Annotated in this window: 16 protein-coding genes; 12 read left to right on the top strand and 4 right to left on the bottom strand. The window is 66.7% G+C overall.

What is annotated here, in order from left to right:
- Positions 1-4: 4 nt before the first annotated feature.
- On the bottom strand, positions 5-1,240 hold the full coding sequence (locus tag GQY20_RS22255) for an MFS transporter (protein WP_157219360.1): 1,236 nt from the start codon (positions 1,238-1,240) through the stop codon (positions 5-7).
- Positions 1,241-1,399: 159 nt separating this feature from the next.
- Between GQY20_RS22255 and GQY20_RS22250 the strand changes: the two genes are divergently transcribed.
- A complete protein-coding gene (locus GQY20_RS22250; protein WP_232476195.1) occupies positions 1,400-2,137 on the top strand; it encodes a nitroreductase in 738 nt (245 codons plus the stop codon).
- A 284-nt stretch (positions 2,138-2,421) separates the two neighbouring features.
- Here GQY20_RS22250 and GQY20_RS22245 read toward each other — a convergent pair whose 3' ends face one another.
- Positions 2,422-5,901, bottom strand: coding sequence for an indolepyruvate ferredoxin oxidoreductase family protein (locus GQY20_RS22245; RefSeq protein WP_157219359.1), 3,480 nt, complete (start codon positions 5,899-5,901; stop codon positions 2,422-2,424).
- 234 nt (positions 5,902-6,135) lie between these two features.
- Between GQY20_RS22245 and GQY20_RS22240 the strand changes: the two genes are divergently transcribed.
- Together GQY20_RS22240 and GQY20_RS22235 are read left to right on the top strand one after the other, a co-directional pair.
- Entirely contained in the window at positions 6,136-6,927 is a 792-nt protein-coding gene (locus GQY20_RS22240; RefSeq protein ID WP_157219358.1) for an enoyl-CoA hydratase-related protein, read from the top strand.
- 26 nt (positions 6,928-6,953) lie between these two features.
- Positions 6,954-8,045, top strand: coding sequence for a CaiB/BaiF CoA transferase family protein (locus GQY20_RS22235; protein WP_157219357.1), 1,092 nt, complete (start codon positions 6,954-6,956; stop codon positions 8,043-8,045).
- A gap of 162 nt (positions 8,046-8,207) precedes the next feature.
- Here the strand turns inward: GQY20_RS22235 and GQY20_RS22230 are convergent, their stop codons facing one another.
- Together GQY20_RS22230 and GQY20_RS22225 are read right to left on the bottom strand one after the other, a co-directional pair.
- A complete protein-coding gene (locus GQY20_RS22230) occupies positions 8,208-8,651 on the bottom strand; it encodes a nuclear transport factor 2 family protein (RefSeq protein ID WP_157219356.1) in 444 nt (147 codons plus the stop codon).
- Positions 8,648-9,454, bottom strand: coding sequence for an IclR family transcriptional regulator (locus GQY20_RS22225; RefSeq protein ID WP_157219355.1), 807 nt, complete (start codon positions 9,452-9,454; stop codon positions 8,648-8,650). The genes GQY20_RS22230 and GQY20_RS22225 overlap by 4 nt, the downstream gene beginning before the upstream one ends.
- Positions 9,455-9,722: 268 nt before the next feature.
- Between GQY20_RS22225 and GQY20_RS22220 the strand changes: the two genes are divergently transcribed.
- From GQY20_RS22220 to GQY20_RS22180, 9 genes are all read left to right on the top strand, one after another.
- Positions 9,723-10,880 (top strand): acyl-CoA dehydrogenase family protein, encoded by a 1,158-nt coding sequence (locus tag GQY20_RS22220; protein ID WP_157219354.1) that lies wholly within the window; start codon positions 9,723-9,725, stop codon positions 10,878-10,880.
- 5 nt (positions 10,881-10,885) lie between these two features.
- Positions 10,886-11,869, top strand: a complete 984-nt coding sequence (locus tag GQY20_RS22215) for an acyl-CoA dehydrogenase family protein (protein ID WP_157219353.1) — start codon at positions 10,886-10,888, stop codon at positions 11,867-11,869.
- A 510-nt stretch (positions 11,870-12,379) separates the two neighbouring features.
- A complete protein-coding gene (locus GQY20_RS22210; protein WP_157219352.1) occupies positions 12,380-13,405 on the top strand; it encodes a helix-turn-helix transcriptional regulator in 1,026 nt (341 codons plus the stop codon).
- Between the two features lie 111 nt (positions 13,406-13,516).
- Positions 13,517-13,990 (top strand): lactoylglutathione lyase, encoded by a 474-nt coding sequence (gene gloA / locus GQY20_RS22205; protein ID WP_232476194.1) that lies wholly within the window; start codon positions 13,517-13,519, stop codon positions 13,988-13,990.
- Positions 13,990-15,384, top strand: coding sequence for an FAD-binding oxidoreductase (locus tag GQY20_RS22200; protein ID WP_157219351.1), 1,395 nt, complete (start codon positions 13,990-13,992; stop codon positions 15,382-15,384). The genes gloA and GQY20_RS22200 overlap by 1 nt, the downstream gene beginning before the upstream one ends.
- Complete coding sequence (locus GQY20_RS22195; protein ID WP_157219350.1) at positions 15,381-15,617, top strand: hypothetical protein; 237 nt, start codon at positions 15,381-15,383, stop codon at positions 15,615-15,617. The genes GQY20_RS22200 and GQY20_RS22195 overlap by 4 nt, the downstream gene beginning before the upstream one ends.
- On the top strand, positions 15,607-16,962 hold the full coding sequence (locus GQY20_RS22190; RefSeq protein ID WP_157219349.1) for a spinster family MFS transporter: 1,356 nt from the start codon (positions 15,607-15,609) through the stop codon (positions 16,960-16,962). Before GQY20_RS22195 ends, GQY20_RS22190 begins: the two co-directional genes overlap by 11 nt.
- Positions 16,963-17,192: 230 nt before the next feature.
- Positions 17,193-19,469 carry a TonB-dependent receptor gene (locus GQY20_RS22185; protein WP_157219348.1) on the top strand — a complete coding sequence of 759 codons (2,277 nt, stop codon included), beginning with the start codon at positions 17,193-17,195 and terminating at the stop codon, positions 19,467-19,469.
- Between the two features lie 25 nt (positions 19,470-19,494).
- Positions 19,495-20,727: a hypothetical protein gene (locus tag GQY20_RS22180; RefSeq protein ID WP_198351122.1), complete on the top strand. Its 1,233-nt coding sequence runs from the start codon at positions 19,495-19,497 to the stop codon at positions 20,725-20,727.
- The last annotated feature ends 43 nt before the right edge of the window (positions 20,728-20,770 follow it).

Below are 20,770 nucleotides of genomic sequence, written 5' to 3'. Positions count from 1 at the left end.
CGCGTCAGGCCGTCGCCGTCCGCGCATCCCCGGGCTGGCGGGAGACGACCGACAGCGCGAGGAAGCAGAGCGTTGCGCATGCCATCAACGCTGAGCAAAGCAGGAACGGCATACGATAATCGCCCGTCGCATCGAACATCGCTCCCGCCATTGGGCCGAAGCCGAAGATGAAGGGCAACTTGCAGAGATAGCTGTACCCCATGGCGCGCGCGACCGTCGCATGACCGAACAGCGCGGTCAGCGCCGCTCCGTGGAGCGTGACGAGCGGCGTACAGCAGACGCCGAGTGTAGCCGCGACCAGCAGCAGCGCAGGCCCCTTGACCACCAGCAGCAGTGCCCAGCCCAGCGCCTGCACGCCCCCGCTCAGGATCAAGGCAATCGGCGGCCCCAGCCGGTCCGCCAACCAGCCGAACAACGGCGTGCCGAGCAGGCCCGCGCCCGCATAGATGGAAAGCAGCGCCGTCGCGCTGCCGAGCGACAGCCCCGCGCTGGTGCCGAACGGCACGATATGGACGACGAATATAATGCCGCAGCCCGCCATCAGACCGATGCCAAGCGAAACGAACCAGAAGCCGGAGTTGGCGACGATCGCGCCGGCAGGCACCGGTTCGGCCGGCGTTCCCGCCGCACCCTGCCCTCCAAAGCCGCTCTCCCCGCTCGGCCGTTCGCGGACGAGTGCAAGCAACACGGGAATCAGCATGAGCAAGGCGGCGCTCAGCGCAAGCAGCACCGCCCGCCGGCCGATCTCCGGCAGCACCTCGCCGATGACGAAGGGACAGGTGAACAGCACCACCGGCAGGTTGACGATCGCCAGTGCCTTGCCCCGACCGTCGCTGACCCAGCGCGTCGTCAACGCGAGCGGCGCAAGGATCGCCCCCAGTGCAATCCCGATTCCAACCAGTGCATAGGAGACCAGCGCGACGACGAAGCTCGGGGTCAGGGCGAGGCCGAGATAGGCAATGGCACTCACCGCCACGCCGACGATCATCACGTCGCGGGTACGGAAGCGCTGCATCACCCCGCCCGCCGCGGCCGCGACGAGCGCGAGGGCGAGCGTCACGACGCTCATCCCCATCGAGGCAACGGCGCGGCCAATGCCGAGATCGGCCTGCATCGTGGTCAGCAGCGGCCCAAACGAGCCATAAGCGGTGCCCATGACGAAATTCTGGGCGAGGAAGCAGCCCGCGACGGACGTCAGCCGCGCCGTGCCGTCCGGATCCGTCCTTCCTGTCCTCGCCATGCGGTGCCTCTCCCGTCCTTTTGCGCGAGCATAAGCGGCGATGCGCGATCGGGCAGCGCGGGCGCGGCAATCGATCATGCTTCTCCGCGCAACCGGCTTCACCGCGCGGCAGGCGACACTATCGTTGCATGGCAGCGACAGATTTGGAGGGCGACGGACTTGGCACAGCAGGAGCGCAGGACATTGGACGATGGCGACTGGCCGGAGGAGTCGGTCATGCTCTCGCGTCTGCTGGCGGAGCGGTACAGCTGCCGCGGCTTCCGCCCCGATCCGGTGCCGCGCACGGTGATCGAGCGGATGCTCGAGATCGCGCAGATGTCGGCCTCATGGTGCAATTCGCAGCCCTGGCAGGTGATCGTCACCGAGGGCGAGGGCACCGAGCGCTTCCGCACCAAGCTGTTCGCGCGCGCGCAGGCCGACACCGCAGCGCAGGGCTTTCCGGCGATGGAGCCCGACTTCCCCTTTCCCGAGGCCTATCGCGGCATCTACAAGGAACGTCAGCGCGAGGTAGGCTGGCAGCTCTATGAGAGCGTAGGCGTGCAATATGGTGACCGCGTCGCATCGGGGAAGCAGGCGCTCGAGAATTTCCGCCTGTTCGGCGCGCCGCATGCCCTGATCGTGACATCGGAGCGCGACCTCGGCGCCTATGGCGCGATCGATTCCGGCCTCTATGTGGGCAGCATCCTGCTCGCCGCGCAGAGCCTCGGCCTCGGCATGATCCCCCAGGCCGCGCTCGCCACCTATGCGCCGCTGATGCGCGAGCATTTCGGCATCCCCGCGAACCGCATGATCGTACTCGGCGCCTCGTTCGGCTTCGCCGACGACACCCACCCGGCGAACGGCTTCCGCTCACGCCGGGCCTCGATCGCGGATGCGGTGCGGTGGGTGGATGCGTGACGCTATAAGCCCCTCCCCTTCAGGGGATTTGCAAAAACCCACGTCATGCCAGCGCAAGCTGGCATCGCTCTCAAATCGCATGCGGTTCGCGGTGGAGAGTGACCCCAGCTTTCGCTGGGATGACGCGTTTTGAGAGCTTTCGGCCTTTTCGCGACGATCACAATCCGTTCATCCCGAGCGAAGTCGAGGGGCTAGGCCGAGCGAAGTCGAGGCCTGCAACGGTGGAATTCTCGACTAAGCTCGAAGGGGTTCCCTCGACTTCGCTCGGGACGAACGGTGGAGAATTACGAGACCCCCACCGACTCCCGCAAATCAGAGGGCACCTCGAACGCCGCCAGCAACGCGCGGCGCTGCAGCTCATATTCCTCGACCGACGCGTCCTTGACCGGCCCATAGCCGCGCACGTCATAGGCCGCGCCGGCCAGCTCGATCGCCGCCGCAAGATTACCTTGCTCGACCCGCGCCACCACGTCGCGGATCATCGCGCGATAGTCCTCGATCAGTCGCCGTTCCATGCGCCGCTCGGCAGTGTGGCCGAACGGATCGAACGGCGTGCCGCGCAGCCCTTTGAAACGCTGCAATATGCGGAACACGGGCAGCATCCAGGCGCCGAACTCGCGCTTCTTCGGTCGTCCTGTCGCATCGCGGCCAGGCAGCATCGGTGGCGCGAGGTGGAAGCGGATCTTGAAATCGCCGCTGAACTGCGTGCGCAGCCGTTCCATGAATTCGGGATCGGCATGGAGGCGCGCCACCTCATATTCGTCCTTATAGGCCATCAGCCGGGCAAGCGTCAGCGCCACCTCGCGCACCAGCAGCTCGCCGCCGTCGAGCCGCTTCGCCGCGATCGTCTGCTCCACCTCGCGCACGAAGCCGAGATAGCGATCGGCATAGGCCGCATTCTGATAGTTGGTCAGCAGCCGCACCCGGCTGTCGAGCAGCGCATCGAGCGTGTCGAGCGGCGCCGCCTCGGGCTTGCCGGCGAGCAGCCGGGCGAGCGCATCGGGCGCGTGTGCAGCGACACGGCCTAGCGCGAAGGTGCGCAGATTGCCCTTCACGAAGCTGCCGTTCAGCCGGATCGCCTCCTCGATCGACGCGGTCGAGACCGGCAACAGCCCCTTCTGCGCGGCATAGCCCAGCATCAGGATATTGGTGGCGATGCTGTCGCCGGTCAGATCGGTCGCGAGGCGCGTGGCGTGGAAGGGCAGGAACGCGCCGTTCCCTAATGCCTCGCGGATCGTCGCTTCCAGCGCCTCGCCGCCAAGATCGAGCTTGCGGTTGGTCTGGAACTCGCCAGTCGGCGTCACGTCGCTGTTGACCACCGCCGCGGTCGCCCCCGGCTTCACCGTTCGCAATACCTCGGCGCCGCTGCCGACGATCATGTCGCAGGCGAGGATGAGGTCCGACGTCGCGACGCCCAGCCGCGAGGTGTAGATCGTATCGGGCGTTGGCCCGGTGCGGATGTGGCTGGTCACCGCCCCGCCCTTCTGCGCCATGCCGGTGAGGTCGAGCACGGTGCAGCCCTTGCCCTCGAGATGCGCGGCCATGCCGAGCAGCGCGCCGACGGTCAGCACGCCCGTGCCGCCGATGCCGGCGACGAGCAGATTATGCCCCTCTTCACCGATCGGCAGGGTCCCGGCGTCCGGCAAGGCCGCGATCAGCGCGTCGATCAGCGCCGGATCGCCCGCCGTGTGAGTGGCGATCTTCGCGCCGGTGACAGTCACGAAGGACGGGCAGAACCCTTTGACGCAGCTATAATCCTTGTTGCAGGTCGATTGGTCGATCTGGCGCTTACGCCCGAACTCGGTCTCCAGCGGCTGGATCGAGACGCAGTTGGACTGGACCGAGCAGTCGCCGCAACCCTCGCAGACCGCCGGGTTGATGAACACCCGCTTGTCCGGATCGGGAAAGGCGCCGCGCTTGCGGCGGCGGCGCTTCTCGGTCGCGCAGGTCTGCTCATAGACGATCGCGGAGACGCCGGGCAGCTCGCGCAGACGGCGTTGGAGCGCATCCATCTCGTCGCGATGATGCACCTCGACGCCGCCGGGCACGAGATCCCTCCACTTCTCGGGCTGGTCGGAGACGAACAACACCGGCTTCACATTCTCGGCGACGAGCTGGTTGACCATGTCCACCGGGCTCATCTGCATCTCGACCGGCTGGCCGCCGGTCATCGCCACCGCGTCATTGTAGAGGATCTTGAAGGTCATGTTGACCTTGGACGCCACCGCCGCCCGGATCGAGAGGATGCCGGAGTGGGAATAGGTGCCGTCGCCCATATTCTGGAAGATATGCTCGCGGTCGACCAGCGGCGCGACCGAGGTCCACGGCATGCCGTCATGGCCCATGCTCACCGGCTGCATCGTCCGCCGTTCGGGCATCACATAAGCGGCGAGCCCCTGACAGCCGACCGCCGCCATGGCGATGCTGCCGTCGGGGATCTTGGTGCTGGTGTTGTGCGGGCAGCCCGAGCAGTAGAAGGCCGGCCGGTAACGCGAGCCGCCGACGGCGAGCGCGCGGCCTTCGAGATCGTGGAACCAGGCATAACGGCGCTCCACCTCCTCGTCTGCGAGGTCGATCTGGGTGAGGGCGGTTCGGATCGCCTTGCGCACTTGCGCCGCATTGAGCTCGCCGGTCTGCGGCAGCAACATCTCGCCCTGAAGATCGCGCTTGCCGATGAGCGCGGGCCGACGGTCGGCCGCCATGCCGTAGAGCAGGCTGGCGAACTGCTCCTCCAGCACGGGGCGCTTCTCCTCGACCATCAGCAGCGCGCGATGACCCTCGGCGAAACGCGCCGCGCTCTCGCCCTCGATCGGCCAGATCAGGCCCGGCTTGTAGACGCGAATGCCGAGCGCTCGGCATTTCGCCTCGTCGAGGCCGAGATCGGCCAGCGCCTGGCGCACGTCGAGATAGGCCTTGCCCGCCGCGACGATACCCAGCGTGCGCCGCTCGCCGTCGATCGCCACCCGGTCGATCGGATTGGCCCGCGCCCAGGCCGCCGCCGCGGGCAGTCGCTTGTTGACCGTCCAGTCCTCCTGGACGAGCGGCGGCAGGTTGCGGCGCAGGTTCAGCCCCTCGGGCGGCAGCGCCCAGTCGGGCGTCACGAACGGCCGATAGGCGTCGGGCAGCTCGACCGAAGCGCTGAGATCGAGCGTGTCGGTGATGCATTTGAGGCCGATATAGAGGCCTGTGTAGCGCGACATCGCCCAGCCGTAGAGACCGTATTCGAGGATCTCCCGGGTATTCGCCGGATAGAGCACCGGCAGAAAACCGGCGATTAGCGTATGCTCGGACTGGTGGGCACTGGCGGAAGACTTGCCGCCATGATCGTCGCCCGCCACCGCAAGATAGCCGCCCAGCGCCGACGTCCCCTCGAGATTGCCGAGCTTCAGCCCCTCGATCGCGCGATCCACGCCGAGGCCCTTGCCGTACCACAGGCCGAACACGCCCTGATATTGGGAGGCTCCGAACCACGCGAGCTCTTGCGTGCCGCGGATCGCGGTCGCCGCCAGTTCCTCGTTGAGGCCGGGCACGAAGCGCACCTCATGCTCGTCGAGCAGCTTTTGCGCGCCCCACAGCGCCGCGTCGTACACGCCGAGCGGCGAGCCGCGATAGCCCGATATATAGCCGGCCGTCTTGAGTCCGGCGGCGCGATCCCGCCGCGCCTGATCGAGCGGCAGACGGACAAGCGCCTGATTCGAGGAGATAAAGACCCGCCCCTCCGACTGGACATATTTGTCGTCGAGGGTGGTCACGGATTTGGTCATCGCGGCGCCTTCTCAGCATGCCCTGCGCGAACCGGCGCGGCATCGTCTTCACCACGGAGATAGCACGGCCCGGTACAGCACCTTGTCTGCCGCTGATCGCAAAATTGCACCTGATGGATATGACGCCGCCCGCGCTTCGGGGAGTGCGCCTGAGGTACAGCCTTTCTGCCGATCCCGGACAAGCCGGCGGGCCCGCTTCGGTTTAGCGTCCGCGACGAAACCGAGAGGATCCCGATGGGCTACGAGACGATCAGGCTGGAAATGGACGACGGGCTGGCCCGGCTGACCCTGGCGCGGCCACAGGCGCTCAATGCGCTGAACCGCGTGCTGCTCGGCGAGGTGATCGACGCGCTCGACCGGATCCGCGACGAAGGCAAGGCACGCGCGCTGCTGCTGACCGGCGAGGGGCGCGGCTTTTCGAGCGGCGCGGACCTCAGCAGCGGCGGATCGCCGGCCGGCGCCGCGGGCTTCGATGCCGGCGACGTGCTCGAGACATTCTACAATCCGCTGATCGAGCGCATGTTCGCGCTGCCCGTTCCGATCGTCGCGGGCGTGCAGGGCGCCGTCGCCGGCGCGGGCTGCATGCTGGCGCTCGCCGCGGATATTACCGTTGCGGCGCGGTCCGCCTTCTTCCTGCAGGCCTTCGCCAATGCCGGACTGATTCCCGATGCGGGCAGCCTGTGGCTCCTGCCGCGCCTCGTCGGTCGCGCCCGCGCTCAGGCGATGATGCTGCTCGCCGAGCGCATCCCTGCCGAGACCGCGCAGGACTGGGGCATGATCTACGAGGTGGTCGATGACGAAGCGCTGCCAGACCGGGCGGAAGCGATTGCGCGCAAGCTCGCGGGCGGCCCGACGCGCGCCTATGCGCTGATCCGCCGCGGCGTGCGCGAGGCGCTGGAGCTGCCGCTGACCGATGCATTGGCGCTGGAACGGCGCGCGCAGAAGGAGGCCGGCGACAGCGCCGATTTCCGCGAAGGACTCGCCGCCTTCCGCGAGAAGCGCAAGCCCGTCTTCACCGGGCGATGATCAACAGGAAAAACGGGGATATCGGGATGAACGAGCGCAGCGGCCCGCTGACGGGCGTCAAGGTGCTGGAATTTGCGGGTCTCGGGCCGGGCCCCTTCGCGGGCACATTCTTCGCGGATCTTGGTGCGCAGGTTCTGCGGATCGAACGGCCGGGCGCGCCCGACGCGGCAGCGACCCGGTCCGATGCGCGCGGCCGCCGCGCAATCGAGCTCGACCTCAAGGACCCCGCCGATGTCGCCACCGCATTGGCGCTGTCGGAGAAGGCCGACCTGCTGTTCGAAGGCAATCGGCCGGGCGTGATGGAACGGCTCGGCCTCGGACCCGAGACGGTGCTCGCGCACAATTCCGCGCTGGTTTACGGACGCATGACCGGCTGGGGCCAGAGCGGCCCCTATGCCCACACCGCCGGACACGACATCAACTATCTTGCGCTCACCGGCGCGCTGCACGCCATCGGCCCCGAGGAACGGCCGATCCCGCCGCTGAACCTCGCCGCAGACTATGGCGGCGGCGCGATGTTCCTGGTCGCGGGGCTGCTCGCAGCGCTGGTCCATGCGCGAACGACAGGGCAAGGTCAGGTGGTCGATGTCGGCATGACCGACTGCGCCTCCTATCTCATGTCGCTCTTCTACGGGATGCGCGCGGCGGGCGACTGGGCGGACGCGCGCAGCGCCAACCTGCTCGACGGCGGCGCCCCTTTCTACGACACCTATCGCTGCGCCGACGGCCGCTTCGTCGCGATCGGCTCGATCGAGCCGCAATTCTATGCGCTGCTGCTGAAGGCGACCGGCACCGAGGATCAGCTCGCCGGCGTGCAGATGGACAAGACGCGCTGGCCCGAGCGCAAGGAGATCCTGCGCGCAGCCTTCGCGCGCAAGACGCGCGACGAATGGTGCGCGATCATGGAGGGCACCGATATCTGCTTCGCGCCGGTGCTGTCGCTCGACGAGGCGCCGAAGCATCCGCACAATGTCGCGCGCGGGACCTTCGTCGATGTCGGCGGCGTGACCCTGCCCGCCCCCGCCCCACGCTTCTCGGCGACGCCGAGCACGGCGCCGGCCGCGCCGCGGCCGATCGAGCGCGATCGGGGCGATGCGCTGGCGGCGTGGGGAGTCTGAGGTTTGTCCCTGGGGGAGTGTCGTTCAAGAGCGACCCTACACCGTTCGTCCCGAGCGAAGTCGAGGGATCTGTTGGAGCGCAGTCGAGAACTGCCCCGTCGCAAGCCTGGGCTTCGCTCGGGACGAACGGGTGATTTTCACTCCCTGATCGGAGAAGGGACCCTACTGCACCCGCATCCCGCGCACCTCACGCGGGATCACCTCCATCGTCCGGACGAGCTCCATATAATTCCAATAATCCGCAGCCCGCGTGATCAACCCGCCGGAGAAGAAATAGATCGACAGCCCGCGGATCGCGACCGGCCGGCCGGTGCAATCGACACCATCGAAATTCCCGGCATAGACATGGGACAGCCGCCATTCTGCGACGCCCGTCGATGCGGTCGCATCATAGCGATCGAGCGCCACGCTGAGGCCCACGCTGTGCTTCTTCATCCGCCGCGCATGGGTACGCAGCGCGTCATGGCCGACGAGGCGGATGGCGTAGGGAATATCCTCGAAAATGCCGTCCGGCGTGAACAGCGCCACAAAGCTTTCGGGATCGGGATCGGCCCAACTCGCCTGCAGCGCCTCGATCAGCGCGTGGTTCCGGGCCGAGACGGTCATAGCAGCGGCGACGCCACGAGCAGCGGCGCGGCCCAATCGGTCGCGCTGGTCAGCATCTCGCCGATCGCCGTCTCTGTGGCGGAATCATGCTGTCCGCTGAACATGATCGCCGACACGCCATAACCGACGCTGCTGCGCGCATCGCAGAGCACCGAGGCGACCACCGTCACGCCGGAGGCGAAATTGTTGCGATCGATGGCATAGCCGCGGCGGCGCGCCTCCTCGATCTGCGCCACATATTCTTCGAAGCTGATCGGCGACTGCCAGCGCAGCGAGGCGAACTCCTCGCGCAGCTCCGCTTCGCTCAGGCCAAGCTTGGCGGCGAAGGCCCGCCCCACGCCGCCGACCAGCATCGGCACGCGCTGCCCGAGCGACATGTGGATGCGCATCGGGCTGCTGTCCTCGACGAAGCCGGCGAGCACGATGCGCGAGCGCGAGGTGCGGCGCCAGAAGCCGATCGCCACCGAGAATTTCTCGCCGATCTCGGCAAGGCGCGGCCGGAGCGTCGGGAAGGCATGCAGCGGATCGAGCGCGCGCCGGGCCAGCTGGATGGCGCCATAGCCGATCGAATAGGCCTTGGTCTGCTCGTTGAACTCGACGAAATTCTCGGTCTGCAGCTGCTTCAGTATCTTGAAGCAGCTGCTGGGGGCGATCGCCAGCTCGCGCGCGATGGCATTGACCCCCATCGGCTGCTCGGCTGCCGCGATCAGGCGCAGGATGGCGAGCACCGGCGCGACCATGCCTGCCTTGGCAGGCTTGCCGTTGCCATCCTCCGCCGAAGTGTCTTCAGGAATTGCCAGCATGCTCCAACATCCATCGTCGCCCGTCGTCGCGCGCAGTCTTTCAGGCGCCAGGGCCGGGATCGGCTGCGACCTGATTGCAAGCCTGTTGCCAACCGAGGGCGCGTGTCAACGTGAGGCCGTTCGGAAACGGGGCCGTCTTTTCGAACATCGCTCGCTTAATACAGAGGCTTGCCGCTCTGGGCTAATGGCGATTCAGCGGCGGAGCATGCGAGGCTACCCGCAGCGGCTAAGTCGCCCTTATCTCGGCGAATCGCCTAGAGGAGATGGAATGACCACCCTGCTCGACAGCTTCGTGCGATCGCATATCCCTTCCAGCGCCGAGGCGCTGCGCGGCGAGGTGAAGGCCTTTCTGCGATCCTGGATGGCCGATCGGCCTGCCCATGTGCGAGCGCGCAGCTGGTCGGGCTTCGACGCCGCGTTCAGCCGGGCGCTCGGCGAGCGCGGTTGGATCGGCCTCACCTTGCCGCGCGACCATGGCGGCGGCGGCGCGGACGCCTTCACCCGCTTCGTGCTGGTCGAGGAGCTGCTGGCGGCTGGCGCGCCGGTGGCGGCGCACTGGATTGCCGACCGCCAGTCGGCGCCGCTGATTCTCCATTACGGCACCGAAGCGCAGCGCGAGCATTTCCTGCCGCGCATCTGCAAGGGCGAGATGTATTTCTGCATAGGCATGAGCGAGCCGAATGCCGGGTCGGACCTTGCGAGCGTGCGCACCCGGGCGGTGCGCGACGGCGACGATTGGCTGCTCTCCGGCCAGAAGATCTGGACCACCTACGCGCACAAATCCCATTACATGATCGCCCTCGTGCGCACCTCGGGCGGGCCGCAGGACCGCCAGGCCGGGCTTTCACAATTCCTCGTCGACCTCAGCCTGCCGGGCATCGACATCCGCCCGATCGCCGACCTCACCGGCGATGCGCATTTCAACGAGGTGTTCTTCGACGAGGTGCGGCTCCCGGCCGACGCGCTGGTCGGAACCGAGGGTGCAGGCTGGGCGCAGGTCAATGCCGAGCTCGCCTTCGAGCGGAGCGGGCCGGAGCGCATCTATTCCAGCATCGTGCTGCTCGACGCCTGGGTGCGCCATCTCGCCAATCTGCCCAACGCGGCCGAGCATGAGGCACGGCTCGGCCTGCTGCTGGCGCGCATGGCGGTGCTGCGCGACATGTCGATCGCCGTCACGGCACGGCTGGCGGCAGGCGAATCGCCCGCCACCGAAGCAGCCCTGATCAAGGATCTCGGCACCGAGCTGGAGCAGGATATTCCGCGCGAGATCGGCGAGGCGCTGGCCGCCGACCCGTCCGCACCACCGGACGAGGAACTGCTGCGCACGCTGGCCTTCGTCTCCCAGGTCAATCCTGCCTTTTCATTGCGCGGCGGCACGCGCGAAATCCTGCGCGGGATGATCGCGCGCGGCCTGGGCCTTCGGTGAGCGACATGAGCAACGACCTTCTCGAACCCTTTCAGAGGCTTCTCGACGATGTCTCGCCCCCGGAGGCAGTCCGCCGTACCGAGAACGAGGACGGCGCGCCCGCCATCTGGGCGGCGCTGCGCGATTCGGGCTTCGTCGATGCGCTCGTCTCCGAAGAACATGGGGGCGCGGGGCTGTCGCCTGCCGAAATGGCACCGCTGCTGATCGCCGCGGGCCGGCATCTGCTGCCCCTCCCGTTCGGCGAGACGATGGCTGCGCGGGCGATCGCGGCAGGCGCAGGCCACAGGCTGGAGGATGCCGGCCCGGTGCTGCTCTGGCCGCTCGATCGGGAGGGCCGTGCGCGGTCGATCGTGCCGCCGATCCGTGGCGGCGCCGATCTGGCGCTGGTGCAGCAGGCGGGCCGCGCAACCCTGCGACGGGTAGTGGCCGGGGGGCGAGACGGCTTCGGTTTCGTCACCGCCGCGCTCGACACCGGATCGGCCCCCATCGCCAGCTTCGAGCTAGCCGAGGATAGTCTCCTGTATTGGGCAGCCGCGCTGACCGTCGCGGCGATGGCGGGGGCGATGGCGGGCGTGCTCGACATGAGCATCGCCTATGTCAATGAACGCCAGCAATTCGGCCGCCCGCTCGGCAAGTTCCAGGCGATCCAGCAGCAGATCAGCGTGATGGCCGAGCGCGTGGCGATGGCCAGCGTCGCGGCACAAGGCGTCCTCGCCCGGCCTCTGCCCGGCCCGGCCGCTCTCGATGTCGCCGTGGCCAAGCCGGTGATCGATGCCGGCGCGTCGATCGTATGCGCGGCAGGCCATGCCGCGTTCGGCGCGATCGGTATCACGGCAGAGCATGATCTGTCGCTATTCACCCGGCGGCTGAAGCGCGGTCTGCTCGCCTTCGGCGGCGCGCAGCCCTGGGCAAAGGCGCTCGGTCGGGCGAGGCTGGCGCAAGCCGGCGGCACGAGCGTCGACTTCATTCGCGCACTGCAGCACGGCTGAACCCACCGCACCCGTCGAGCCATACCGTCCCGGGCACCCGGCCCGACCGAACGAGTCGGCCGTCTCGGTACCGGAATGCAGTTTTGATTCGGCATCGGGCTAGCCAAAGGCCGCGGCTGCGCCGCTACGAAAATTGCGGCTCGCGATTTTTACGAGTTCCGACTTGCGCAAGGTTACGGATCGGAAACGACGACTACTGACGGAAAAATGCGGGGAAATCGTTCCGCTGCGGAATCGGCCTGTGCCTTTGATGACACGCCGCGCAATCTCCTTCGATCCTAGCCCCGTTGCGCCTCTTGACGGACCATTCCCCTGTGTGAATAATCATTCCTGTCAACGCGGTTCTTGTCTGCTCATGGCCTGAGCCGGGGCAAAAGTGGAATATTGACGCTTCCGCTCTTGTCTCCTGCTGCAATGCAACAGCAGATATGAAATGGCCATCGGCCGTCAATCGCGTCGTTGAGAAACAGACCCGGGGCAGGACAAGTCGCCGGATGAGGAGAGGAAGCGATGGAACGCTTGTTTTCGAACTTCGGCAGAGCGGCGCAAAATGCGCGCAACGCATGGGCCGATATCTCCCGTCGCGAATTCTATGACGGCGACCTCGACATGGCAGGCGGAGACATGTCCGACCTCTTGTTCGAGAAGGCACTGCACTATCCGATTTCGCTTACCCATCTCACATCGCGTACGACGCTTTCCTACCGTCGCACGTCGCAACATATCCGCAACAACCGCGTCGGCTTCCGCGTTATCTGGTTCGTTCGTCAGGGCTCGCTGAAGATCGTGCGCACCCAGGGCGTCTGCGTGATCCGCGCGGGCGAAGCCGGCATCCTCGATTCCAACGTGCCCTTCTCCGCCTCGCTCCATCCGGAGGGCGACGGACTGCACGAATCCTATCAGGCGATCGTGCCGCCGGACCTGTTCCTGGCGCATCTCCAGGAGGCGGACAAGTTCACCGATGCATTCAGCCTCGACACCCCCGAGGGCAAGGTGGTCCACCGCCTGCTCGAGTTGCTCGTCGAGAATGGCGAGCGGCTGAGCCGCCAGGCCTGCAAGCCGATGGTAGAAAGCCTGCTGGAGGCGATCGCGGACAATCTGCGCGCCCGCAACATCGACATGCCTCGCCGCCAGCGCGTCGTCGACCGCAGGCTCCAGGATATCGAGAACTATATCCTCATGAACCTGACCGATCCGGACCTGTGCTATGATAAGGTCGCGTCGAGCTGTGGCATCTCTCCGCGCTATCTCTGCTATCTGCTGAAGGCAAACAACACCTCCTTCTCGGAGCTGCTCTGGAAGAACCGGCTGCCGAAGGCCCGCGACTGGCTGGTGGCGCCGAGCACTCGCGATTATCCGATCCATGAGATCGCCTATATGTCCGGCTTCAAGAGCGCGGCGCATTTCAGCCGCATGTTCAAGTCCACCTATGGCTGCCCGCCGCGCGAATATCGCGCCGCGCATCTCGAAGGCGATGCGGCGATGGAGGCGAGCGACGGCAGCTGGCAGGATCAGGATCGGCGTATTGCCGCCTGATCGCCGGGCGGCGCTTTGCGGCGTCGGTCAAACGGCGATGCGGAACCGGTAAACTCCTCGAGCGCGCCCGCGACTACACTCGCGGGCGCGTTCATCTCTGAGAGGCCTGCCGTGGCGACTGCCGCCGAAACCGACAAGATCGATCCGCTCTGGGTGTGGGGCGAGACGGCCGATCGGCCGCGCCTGCTGCACAGCATGCTGCGTGTGCGCGATGTAGAGAAATCCCTGCGCTTCTATTGCGACGGGCTCGGCATGACCTTGCTCGATCGTTATGATTTCGAGCAGGGGCGCTTCTCGATCCTGTTCCTCTCCTTCGCCGGCTATCGCGACGGCCCTGCGGCGATCGAGCTCACCTATAATTGGGACACCGAGACGCCCTATACGCACGGCTCCGGCTATGGCCATATCGCGATCGGCGTGCCGGACGTGGCCGCTATGTATGCGCGGCTAGGCGACCACGGCGGCGAGCCGGTGACCGCGCCCAAGACGATGATGGCCGGTGCGCCCGAGCTCGCCTTCGTCAAGGATCCGGATGGCTATGCGATCGAGCTGATTCAGATCCGGCGGGACACGGAACACCGCTGATGGCAGCTGCCGCCCGCCCGGTCACGGACGATCTCGTTGCCGGCCTGCGGGGGATCGTCGGGCAGCGCGGCCTGCTGCTCGGCGCGGATGTCGCCACCCGCTCCTGCGATCCGTTCCGCGACGTGCCACCGGAAGGCGGTGTGATCGTCCGGCCAGCCTCCACCGGAGAGGTGTCGCGCGTGCTCGCCTTCTGCCATGCACGCGGCCAGCGGGTGGTGACGCATGGTGGCCGCACCGGCGTTGCCGGCGGCGCTTATGCCGGGCTCGACGAGATCATCCTCTCGCTCGAGCGCTTCGCACAGATCGAGGAGATCGACGCGATCGGCATGAGCGTCGTCGTGCAGGCTGGCGCCACGCTGGAGGCGGTGCAGGATGCGGTGGCTGCCGATGGGCTGCTCTATCCGATCGACCTGGGCGCGAAGGGCAGCGCCACCATTGGCGGCACCATCGCTACCAATGCCGGCGGCAACCGCGTCGTGCGCTGGGGAATGACCCGCGCCAATGTGCTGGGGCTGGAGGCGGTGCTCGCGGACGGGACGATCGTCTCGGCGATGAACCGGCTGGTGAAGAACAATAGCGGCTATGACGTGAAACAGCTCTTCATCGGATCGGAAGGCACGCTCGGCGTCGTCACCCGCGCGGTGCTGAAGTTGGTGCCGGCACCGTCCAGCCAATCGGCGGCCCTGCTTGCGCTGCCCGATTTTGCATCGGTGCTCGATCTCCTCGGGCGCGCGCGGCGCCTTGCCACGCTCTCCGCCTTCGAGGTGATGTGGAGCGACTATTACCGTCTGGTCGCCACTAGCGGCACGGGCCGCGATCCGCTGCCCCCCGCTCATCCATATTATGTCCTTGTCGAGGTGATGGGCCACGCCGAGGAGGTCGATCGGGTACAATTCGACGCGTTTCTCGGCGAAGCGCATGACGCCGGGCTGATCGCCGACGCGGTGGTCGCCGGTTCCGGCCAGCAGATCGCCGAGCTGTGGCGCGTGCGCGAAGCCTCCGAGGTGCTGGTGCGCACGCTGGGCTCCTTCGTCTCCTTCGACGTCTCGATCGAAGAGCGTGCCGCCGAGAGTTTCGTCGAAGCCGCGCGTGCCGCGCTGACGTCGCGCTTCGAGACGGTCCGGACCGTGACCTTCGGCCATCTCGGCGACAACAACCTCCATGTCGGCGTGCATGTCGGCCCCGATACGTTCACCCGCGAGACGGAGGTCGAGCGCTGCGTCTATGCGGTGGTCAAGGAGCATGGCGGCGCGCTGAGCGCGGAGCATGGCGTAGGCCGGTTCAAGCGCGAATTCCTGCCCGAGCATGTCTCTCCCGGCGCCCTGGACGTGATGCGGCGCGTCCGCTCCGCGCTCGATCCTTCCGCGTTGCTCAACCATGAGGTGCTGTTTTGACCGCCGATCCGGCCGCCATCGCCGTTGCGCTCACCGCGGGCGAGCGGGCCGCGCTCCGTTCGCTGCCCGCACGCGACCGCGGGCATATGCCCGACGAATTGTGGTGGGCCTATTATGCGATCCTCGATGCCGGCCTCTCGACCAGCGCAGGCGATTTCCTGATGGTGCCGACCGCGCTCGGCAAGCAGGTGCTGGCCTCGCTGGATCGGATCGACGGCCGCGATGGAGACTAGGGCCACGTCGATCACCGCACGGCAGGCGAACGCCGCGCTCTTCGTCCTGCTGCTCACCTATATGATGAGCTATATCGACCGCACCGCGCTTGGCGTGCTGCAGGAACCGATCAAGCGCGAGCTGGCGCTGTCCGACTGGCAGCTTGGCCTTCTGAGCGGGCCGGTGTTCGCGGTGCTCTATGCGCTGATGAGCCTGCCGATTGCGCGGCTTGCCGAGCGCTACAGCCGATCCCGCCTGATCGCGCTATGCCTCTTCTTCTGGTCGCTGATGACGATGGTCTGCGGCCTTTGCCAAAGCTATGCGCAGCTCCTCGTCGCCCGGATCGGCGTCAGCATCGGCGAGGCCGGCGGAAATCCCGCGTCCCATTCGCTGATCGCTGACCTGTTCCCGCCGTCGCGCCGCGGGCGCGCCATCTCGGTCTACACCTTCGGTGTGCCGGTCGGCGCCTTCCTGGGCGCGGCGCTGTCCGGCTGGCTCGCGGCGCAATGGGGCTGGCGCGCGGCTTTCCTGATCCTTGGCCCGGCGGGCTTCCTGCTCGTCCTCGCCGTGCTGCGGCTGATCCCCAATGTGCCGCGCGGGCGATTCGACGAGGCGCCAGCCGATCCCGATCCACCAGATGTCTGGACGGTGCTCCGCACGCTGGGCGCAAGCGCGGTGTTCCGCCGGTTCGCGGGCGGCGCGGCACTGGTGGTGCTGGTCGGCTACGGTGCCGCCGCCTTCGTGGCGCCCTTCCTGATCCGTGTCCATCGCCTCGATCTCGGCGAGGTCGGGCTGATATCCGGCCTGATCAACGGCGCGGCGGCCGGGGCCGGCACCCTGTTCGGCGGCTTCGCCGCGGATCATTTCGCCCAGCGTGACCGGCGTCATTATGGCTGGATGCCGGCCGTGACGATGGCCATCGCGGCGCCCTGTTTCACCGCCGGCTTCCTGGTCGGGCAATTGTGGCTCGCGACGGCGCTGCTGATGCTCGGCACCGCCTGCCTCTACACCTATATCGCCCCCACCTTCGCACAGGTCCACGCCATCGCAGGTCCGCGCATGCGGGCGACGGCGGCGGCGGTACTCTTCCTCATCATCAACCTCATCGGACTCGGCCTCGGCCCGCCGATCATCGGATCGGTGAGCGACTATGTGGCGGCGAACAGCTTCGATGGGGCAGCGCCCGCCCGCTTCGCCGCTCTCTGCAAGGACATGGCCGATAGCGGCTGCCACGAAGCGGCAGCAGCGGGGATCACCGCAGGGATGCTCTCGCTCTGCCCGCTGCTGCCGGTGTCAGCACTGCTCTTCTGGCTTGCCGGCAAGGCGGTTGGCCGTGACGGGGACATCGATTCATCGAAGGCATAAGCCCTTCCCCTTCCGGGGAGGGGCTTGGACTGGTGATCACACAACACCCCAAATCCTTCCGCGCCATTAAAGAACCCTAGCCGCCACGGACATGTCGAGGCGCCCCGGCTGCGCCTAAAGCAGCAGGGCTTCGCGCGCCGCAGGGTGCCGCGACACCGCCTCATGCAAACCTGGCGTGCGCCGGCCAGCGCCAAGATCAAAGAGAAGGCCGGAGCGAAGGGGAGAATTCCATGTCGACGCGGACCAACCGTCACCTCATCCGCTGGCTTGCCACCGCCGGCCTGATCGCCACACCCGGCATCGCTGCCGCGCAGGGCACCCCCGCAGCGCCGTCACCCGACGTCGCGAACGCGCCCGTGCGCGACACGGGCGAGATCGTCGTCACCGCGCAGCGCCGCTCGGAAAGCGCTCAGAAGGTGCCGATCGCGATCACCGCGGTCGGCCCGCAGCAAGTGCAGCAGCTCAACCTCCGGACGATCGAGAATATCCAGTCGGTCACGCCGAACCTGACCTTCAATACCGGCTATGGCTTTGCCCAGCTCTTCATTCGCGGCGTGGGATCGAACTTCACCACTGCCGGCCTCGAGAACGCAGTCGCCACCTATGTCGACGGCGCATATCTCGAGCGCGCCTCAGGCGTGATCTTCGATCTGCTCGACGTCGGGAGCGTCCAGGTCCTGAAAGGTCCGCAGGGCACGCTCTACGGCCGCAACGCCACCGGCGGCGCGATCCTGATCAACACCGCCGATCCGACGGACAAGTTCAAGATCCAGGGTACGGCCGAATATGGCCGATTCAACCATGTCCTCACCGACCTGGTCGTGAACGTGCCGCTGACCGACACGCTTTCGGCGCGCTTCGCGGGCCGCTACAAGCGCGACGGTGCCTATGTCTATAACGTCGCGACCGACAGCAAGATCGGTAAGACGCGGTCGTGGGACGTGCGCGGCAAGCTGAAATGGCAGCCGGCCGACGATCTCACCGCCGTCCTCACCGTCGAGCATAGCAATGTCCGAACGCCGATCCTGCCCGAGCATCAGGTGCTCGACGCACCCTATTGCCTCGCCTGCGCGGTCGTGCCCGGAGCGCGCGGCGGCAGCTCGCTCGGCTATTTCCAGACCGATCTCGATTTCATCGGCCAGCCGACCGTCAAGGCGACGAGCGCGAATCTACGAATCAAGTATAATTCCGGCATGGTGAATGTCGAGAGCGTCACCAATTATCGCAACCAGAAGGAGGTAGCCCGGTCCGACCAGGATTATTCGCGCGGCGACTTCTTCGCCTATACCGCGCCGACGGGCGGCAAGACCTATTCGCAGGATCTCACCGTCTCCACCCAGTCGGGAAGCTGGTGGGACATATTGATGGGTGCCTCCTATCTCTATGACGACGGCTATTACAGCCTGATCGCCGACGGCGCGGCTTTCCGCACCGTCATCCCCGGCATACTGCCGACCGCCTTCAATGGGGTGAAGACTACCTCCGTCTCCGCCTTCGCCGAGCTCAGCGTATCGCCGATCCGCCGCCTGAAGCTCACCGCCGGCGGCCGCTATACCTATGATCACAAGAAGCTGGACGGGCGAACCAACGTCGCCGGCAACCTCGTCTTCGCCGGTGGCTCGGGCGTGCTCAATTTCGGCGCGGATTCATCCTTCCGCAGCTTCACGCCGCGCTTCGTCATCGCCTATGACGCCGACATCCTCAACCTCTATGCAAGCTACAGCGAAGGCTTCAAGGCGGGCGGCTTCACCGCGCCGGCCTTCACCACGCTGGATCCGGTGCTTCCCGAGAACATCAAGAATTACGAGGTCGGCGCGAAATTCGTCTCTCCCGATCGAAAGCTTCGCGTCAATCTGGCCGCCTTCTACTATCGCTACAGCAACATCCAGGTGACGATCGTCGACGTCGTGCGCTCGGGCGGCGGCGTGATCCGCAACGCTGCCGCCGCGCGCGGCAAGGGCGTGGAGCTCGACTCATCGTTCCAGGCGACACCCTGGCTGCAGATCTTCGGCGGCGGCAGCTATCTGCGCGCGCGCTACCGCAAGTTCGAGAATGCCTCGCTGGCAGGCCCGGTCGACGCGGCGGGCAACCCCGTGCCGGTCGGCAGTCCCAACGCTGTCGGCCTCGGCAGCGTCGTCGAGGATCTGTCGGGCTTCCCGCTCAATCGCGCGCCGAAATGGACCGGCTTCGCCGGCTTCACCATGAGGCTGCCAGTGTGGAACGACTGGCGCGCCGACCTGTCGGGCGTGGTCCGCTATTCGGCGAAGTTCGACCATGTCCCCGGCGCCGGCGGCCCGCTGCGGCTCGATCGTGAGCCGGCCTATACCGTCGCCAATCTGAGCGGCAGCATCGGGCCGGGCGACGATCATTACCGGCTCGGCTTCTACGTCGATAATCTGTTCAACGAGCGCTACTCACTAGGCCGCCAGACCTCCGCGCCGTTCGGCGCCTACACCGCGCCGGCACGGCCCCGCACCTATGGCGTGCGGGCGAGCTTCTCCTACTGATCTCGCTGACCCGCAAGGAGCCACCATGGACATCCTGACGCCCTATGACGAATTCCCCTGTCACCAGGTGCCGCAGCCGTTCAGCCATGTCCCGTCGACCGACCTCAATTGGGACGAGGGCTATTATTTCGGCATCATGAACCCGGATGAGCAGGTGATGTTCTGCACCGGCTTCCGGATCAATCCCAACACCGACATGATCGGCGGCTATGCGCTGATCAACGTCGCAGGCGTGCAACGCACCTTCCGCTTCAGCCGCTGCTGGCGGCGCGATTTCACCATCCGGGTCGGCCCGTTCCGGATGGAAGTGATCGAGCCCTTGAAGGTCATCCGCCTCGTGCTGGAGGAGAATGACAGCGGCATCGCCTTCGATTTCCTGTGGAAGGGCACCTCCCCCGCCTTCCTCGAAGAGCATCACACCGCCACCAATCGCGGCCGCCGGACGACCGACCAGCGCCGCTACTCGCAGCCCGGCGTGCCGGAGGGTTGGCTCGAATGGCCCGGCCGGCGCTGGGACGTCGGCCAGCCCGGCTGGGTCGCGGTGCGCGACCATAGCTGGGGCCTCTATGTCGAGCGTCCTCCCGTCGCGCCCGATCCCAAATGGCTGCCGCCCCGCGAGGACAGCGGCCCCCAGCGTGCGCTGCGCTTCTGGGCGGTGTTCAAGACCGGCGACTGGTCCGGCTTCTATCATCTCCATGAGGATGCGGAGGGCGAGCAGCGCAAGTTCAACGACGTGTTCGGCACGCCGTTTGCCGGCAAGCTGTTTAGGGGCTGGAGCGAGGAGACCGTCGATCTCGTCGCCGGCCGGCATGAGATGACGTTCGAGACGCTGCCCGACGGCAGCCCCTCCAAGGTGCTCAAGACGGCCACCCTCTTGCTCACGGATGCCGAAGGGCGCGAATGGAAACAGACGTTCGAGACCGCCGCGCCGCCCTGGGTGACGCAGACCATGGGCTATACGCCGGGCAGCTGGAAGGATGGCGGCAGCTTCCACACCTATCACGGCTCCGAGGAGCTCGCGACCGAATGGGATCATTTCGACTTCCGCGAGCAGCCCTTCGATTTCACGCCCTATGGCGAGGCCGGCAAGAACCAGCCCGACAGCATGAAGCAGGGCGCGGTCTATTCGGGCAAGATCTACGGCGTCGAATATCTCTCGAGGATTACCACCTATGCACCCGACGGCAGCATCAGCACCGGGTCGGGGCAGATCGAGCTGTTCATCAACGGAGCCTACCGACCCTATGGGTTCGGGTGAGACCATAAGCCCCTCCTCTGAAGGGGAGGGTCTTAAACGCAAG

This window comes from Flavisphingomonas formosensis (assembly GCF_009755815.1).
Taxonomy (GTDB): Bacteria; Pseudomonadota; Alphaproteobacteria; order Sphingomonadales; family Sphingomonadaceae; genus Flavisphingomonas; species Flavisphingomonas formosensis.
This window is presented reverse-complemented; position numbering and strand designations above follow the sequence as displayed.

Excerpts from the sequence above, each read along its gene's own strand:
- GQY20_RS22255 (WP_157219360.1), bottom strand. The coding sequence starts at position 1,240 with ATGGCGAGGACAGGAAGGACGGATCCGGACGGCACGGCGCGGCTGACG.
- GQY20_RS22245 (WP_157219359.1), bottom strand. The coding sequence starts at position 5,901 with ATGACCAAATCCGTGACCACCCTCGACGACAAATATGTCCAGTCGGAG.
- GQY20_RS22240 (WP_157219358.1), top strand. The coding sequence starts at position 6,136 with ATGGGCTACGAGACGATCAGGCTGGAAATGGACGACGGGCTGGCCCGG.
- GQY20_RS22235 (WP_157219357.1), top strand. The coding sequence starts at position 6,954 with ATGAACGAGCGCAGCGGCCCGCTGACGGGCGTCAAGGTGCTGGAATTT.
- GQY20_RS22230 (WP_157219356.1), bottom strand. The coding sequence starts at position 8,651 with ATGACCGTCTCGGCCCGGAACCACGCGCTGATCGAGGCGCTGCAGGCG.
- GQY20_RS22225 (WP_157219355.1), bottom strand. The coding sequence starts at position 9,454 with ATGCTGGCAATTCCTGAAGACACTTCGGCGGAGGATGGCAACGGCAAG.
- GQY20_RS22220 (WP_157219354.1), top strand. The coding sequence starts at position 9,723 with ATGACCACCCTGCTCGACAGCTTCGTGCGATCGCATATCCCTTCCAGC.
- GQY20_RS22215 (WP_157219353.1), top strand. The coding sequence starts at position 10,886 with ATGAGCAACGACCTTCTCGAACCCTTTCAGAGGCTTCTCGACGATGTC.
- GQY20_RS22210 (WP_157219352.1), top strand. The coding sequence starts at position 12,380 with ATGGAACGCTTGTTTTCGAACTTCGGCAGAGCGGCGCAAAATGCGCGC.
- GQY20_RS22200 (WP_157219351.1), top strand. The coding sequence starts at position 13,990 with ATGGCAGCTGCCGCCCGCCCGGTCACGGACGATCTCGTTGCCGGCCTG.
- GQY20_RS22190 (WP_157219349.1), top strand. The coding sequence starts at position 15,607 with ATGGAGACTAGGGCCACGTCGATCACCGCACGGCAGGCGAACGCCGCG.
- GQY20_RS22185 (WP_157219348.1), top strand. The coding sequence starts at position 17,193 with ATGTCGACGCGGACCAACCGTCACCTCATCCGCTGGCTTGCCACCGCC.
- GQY20_RS22180 (WP_198351122.1), top strand. The coding sequence starts at position 19,495 with ATGGACATCCTGACGCCCTATGACGAATTCCCCTGTCACCAGGTGCCG.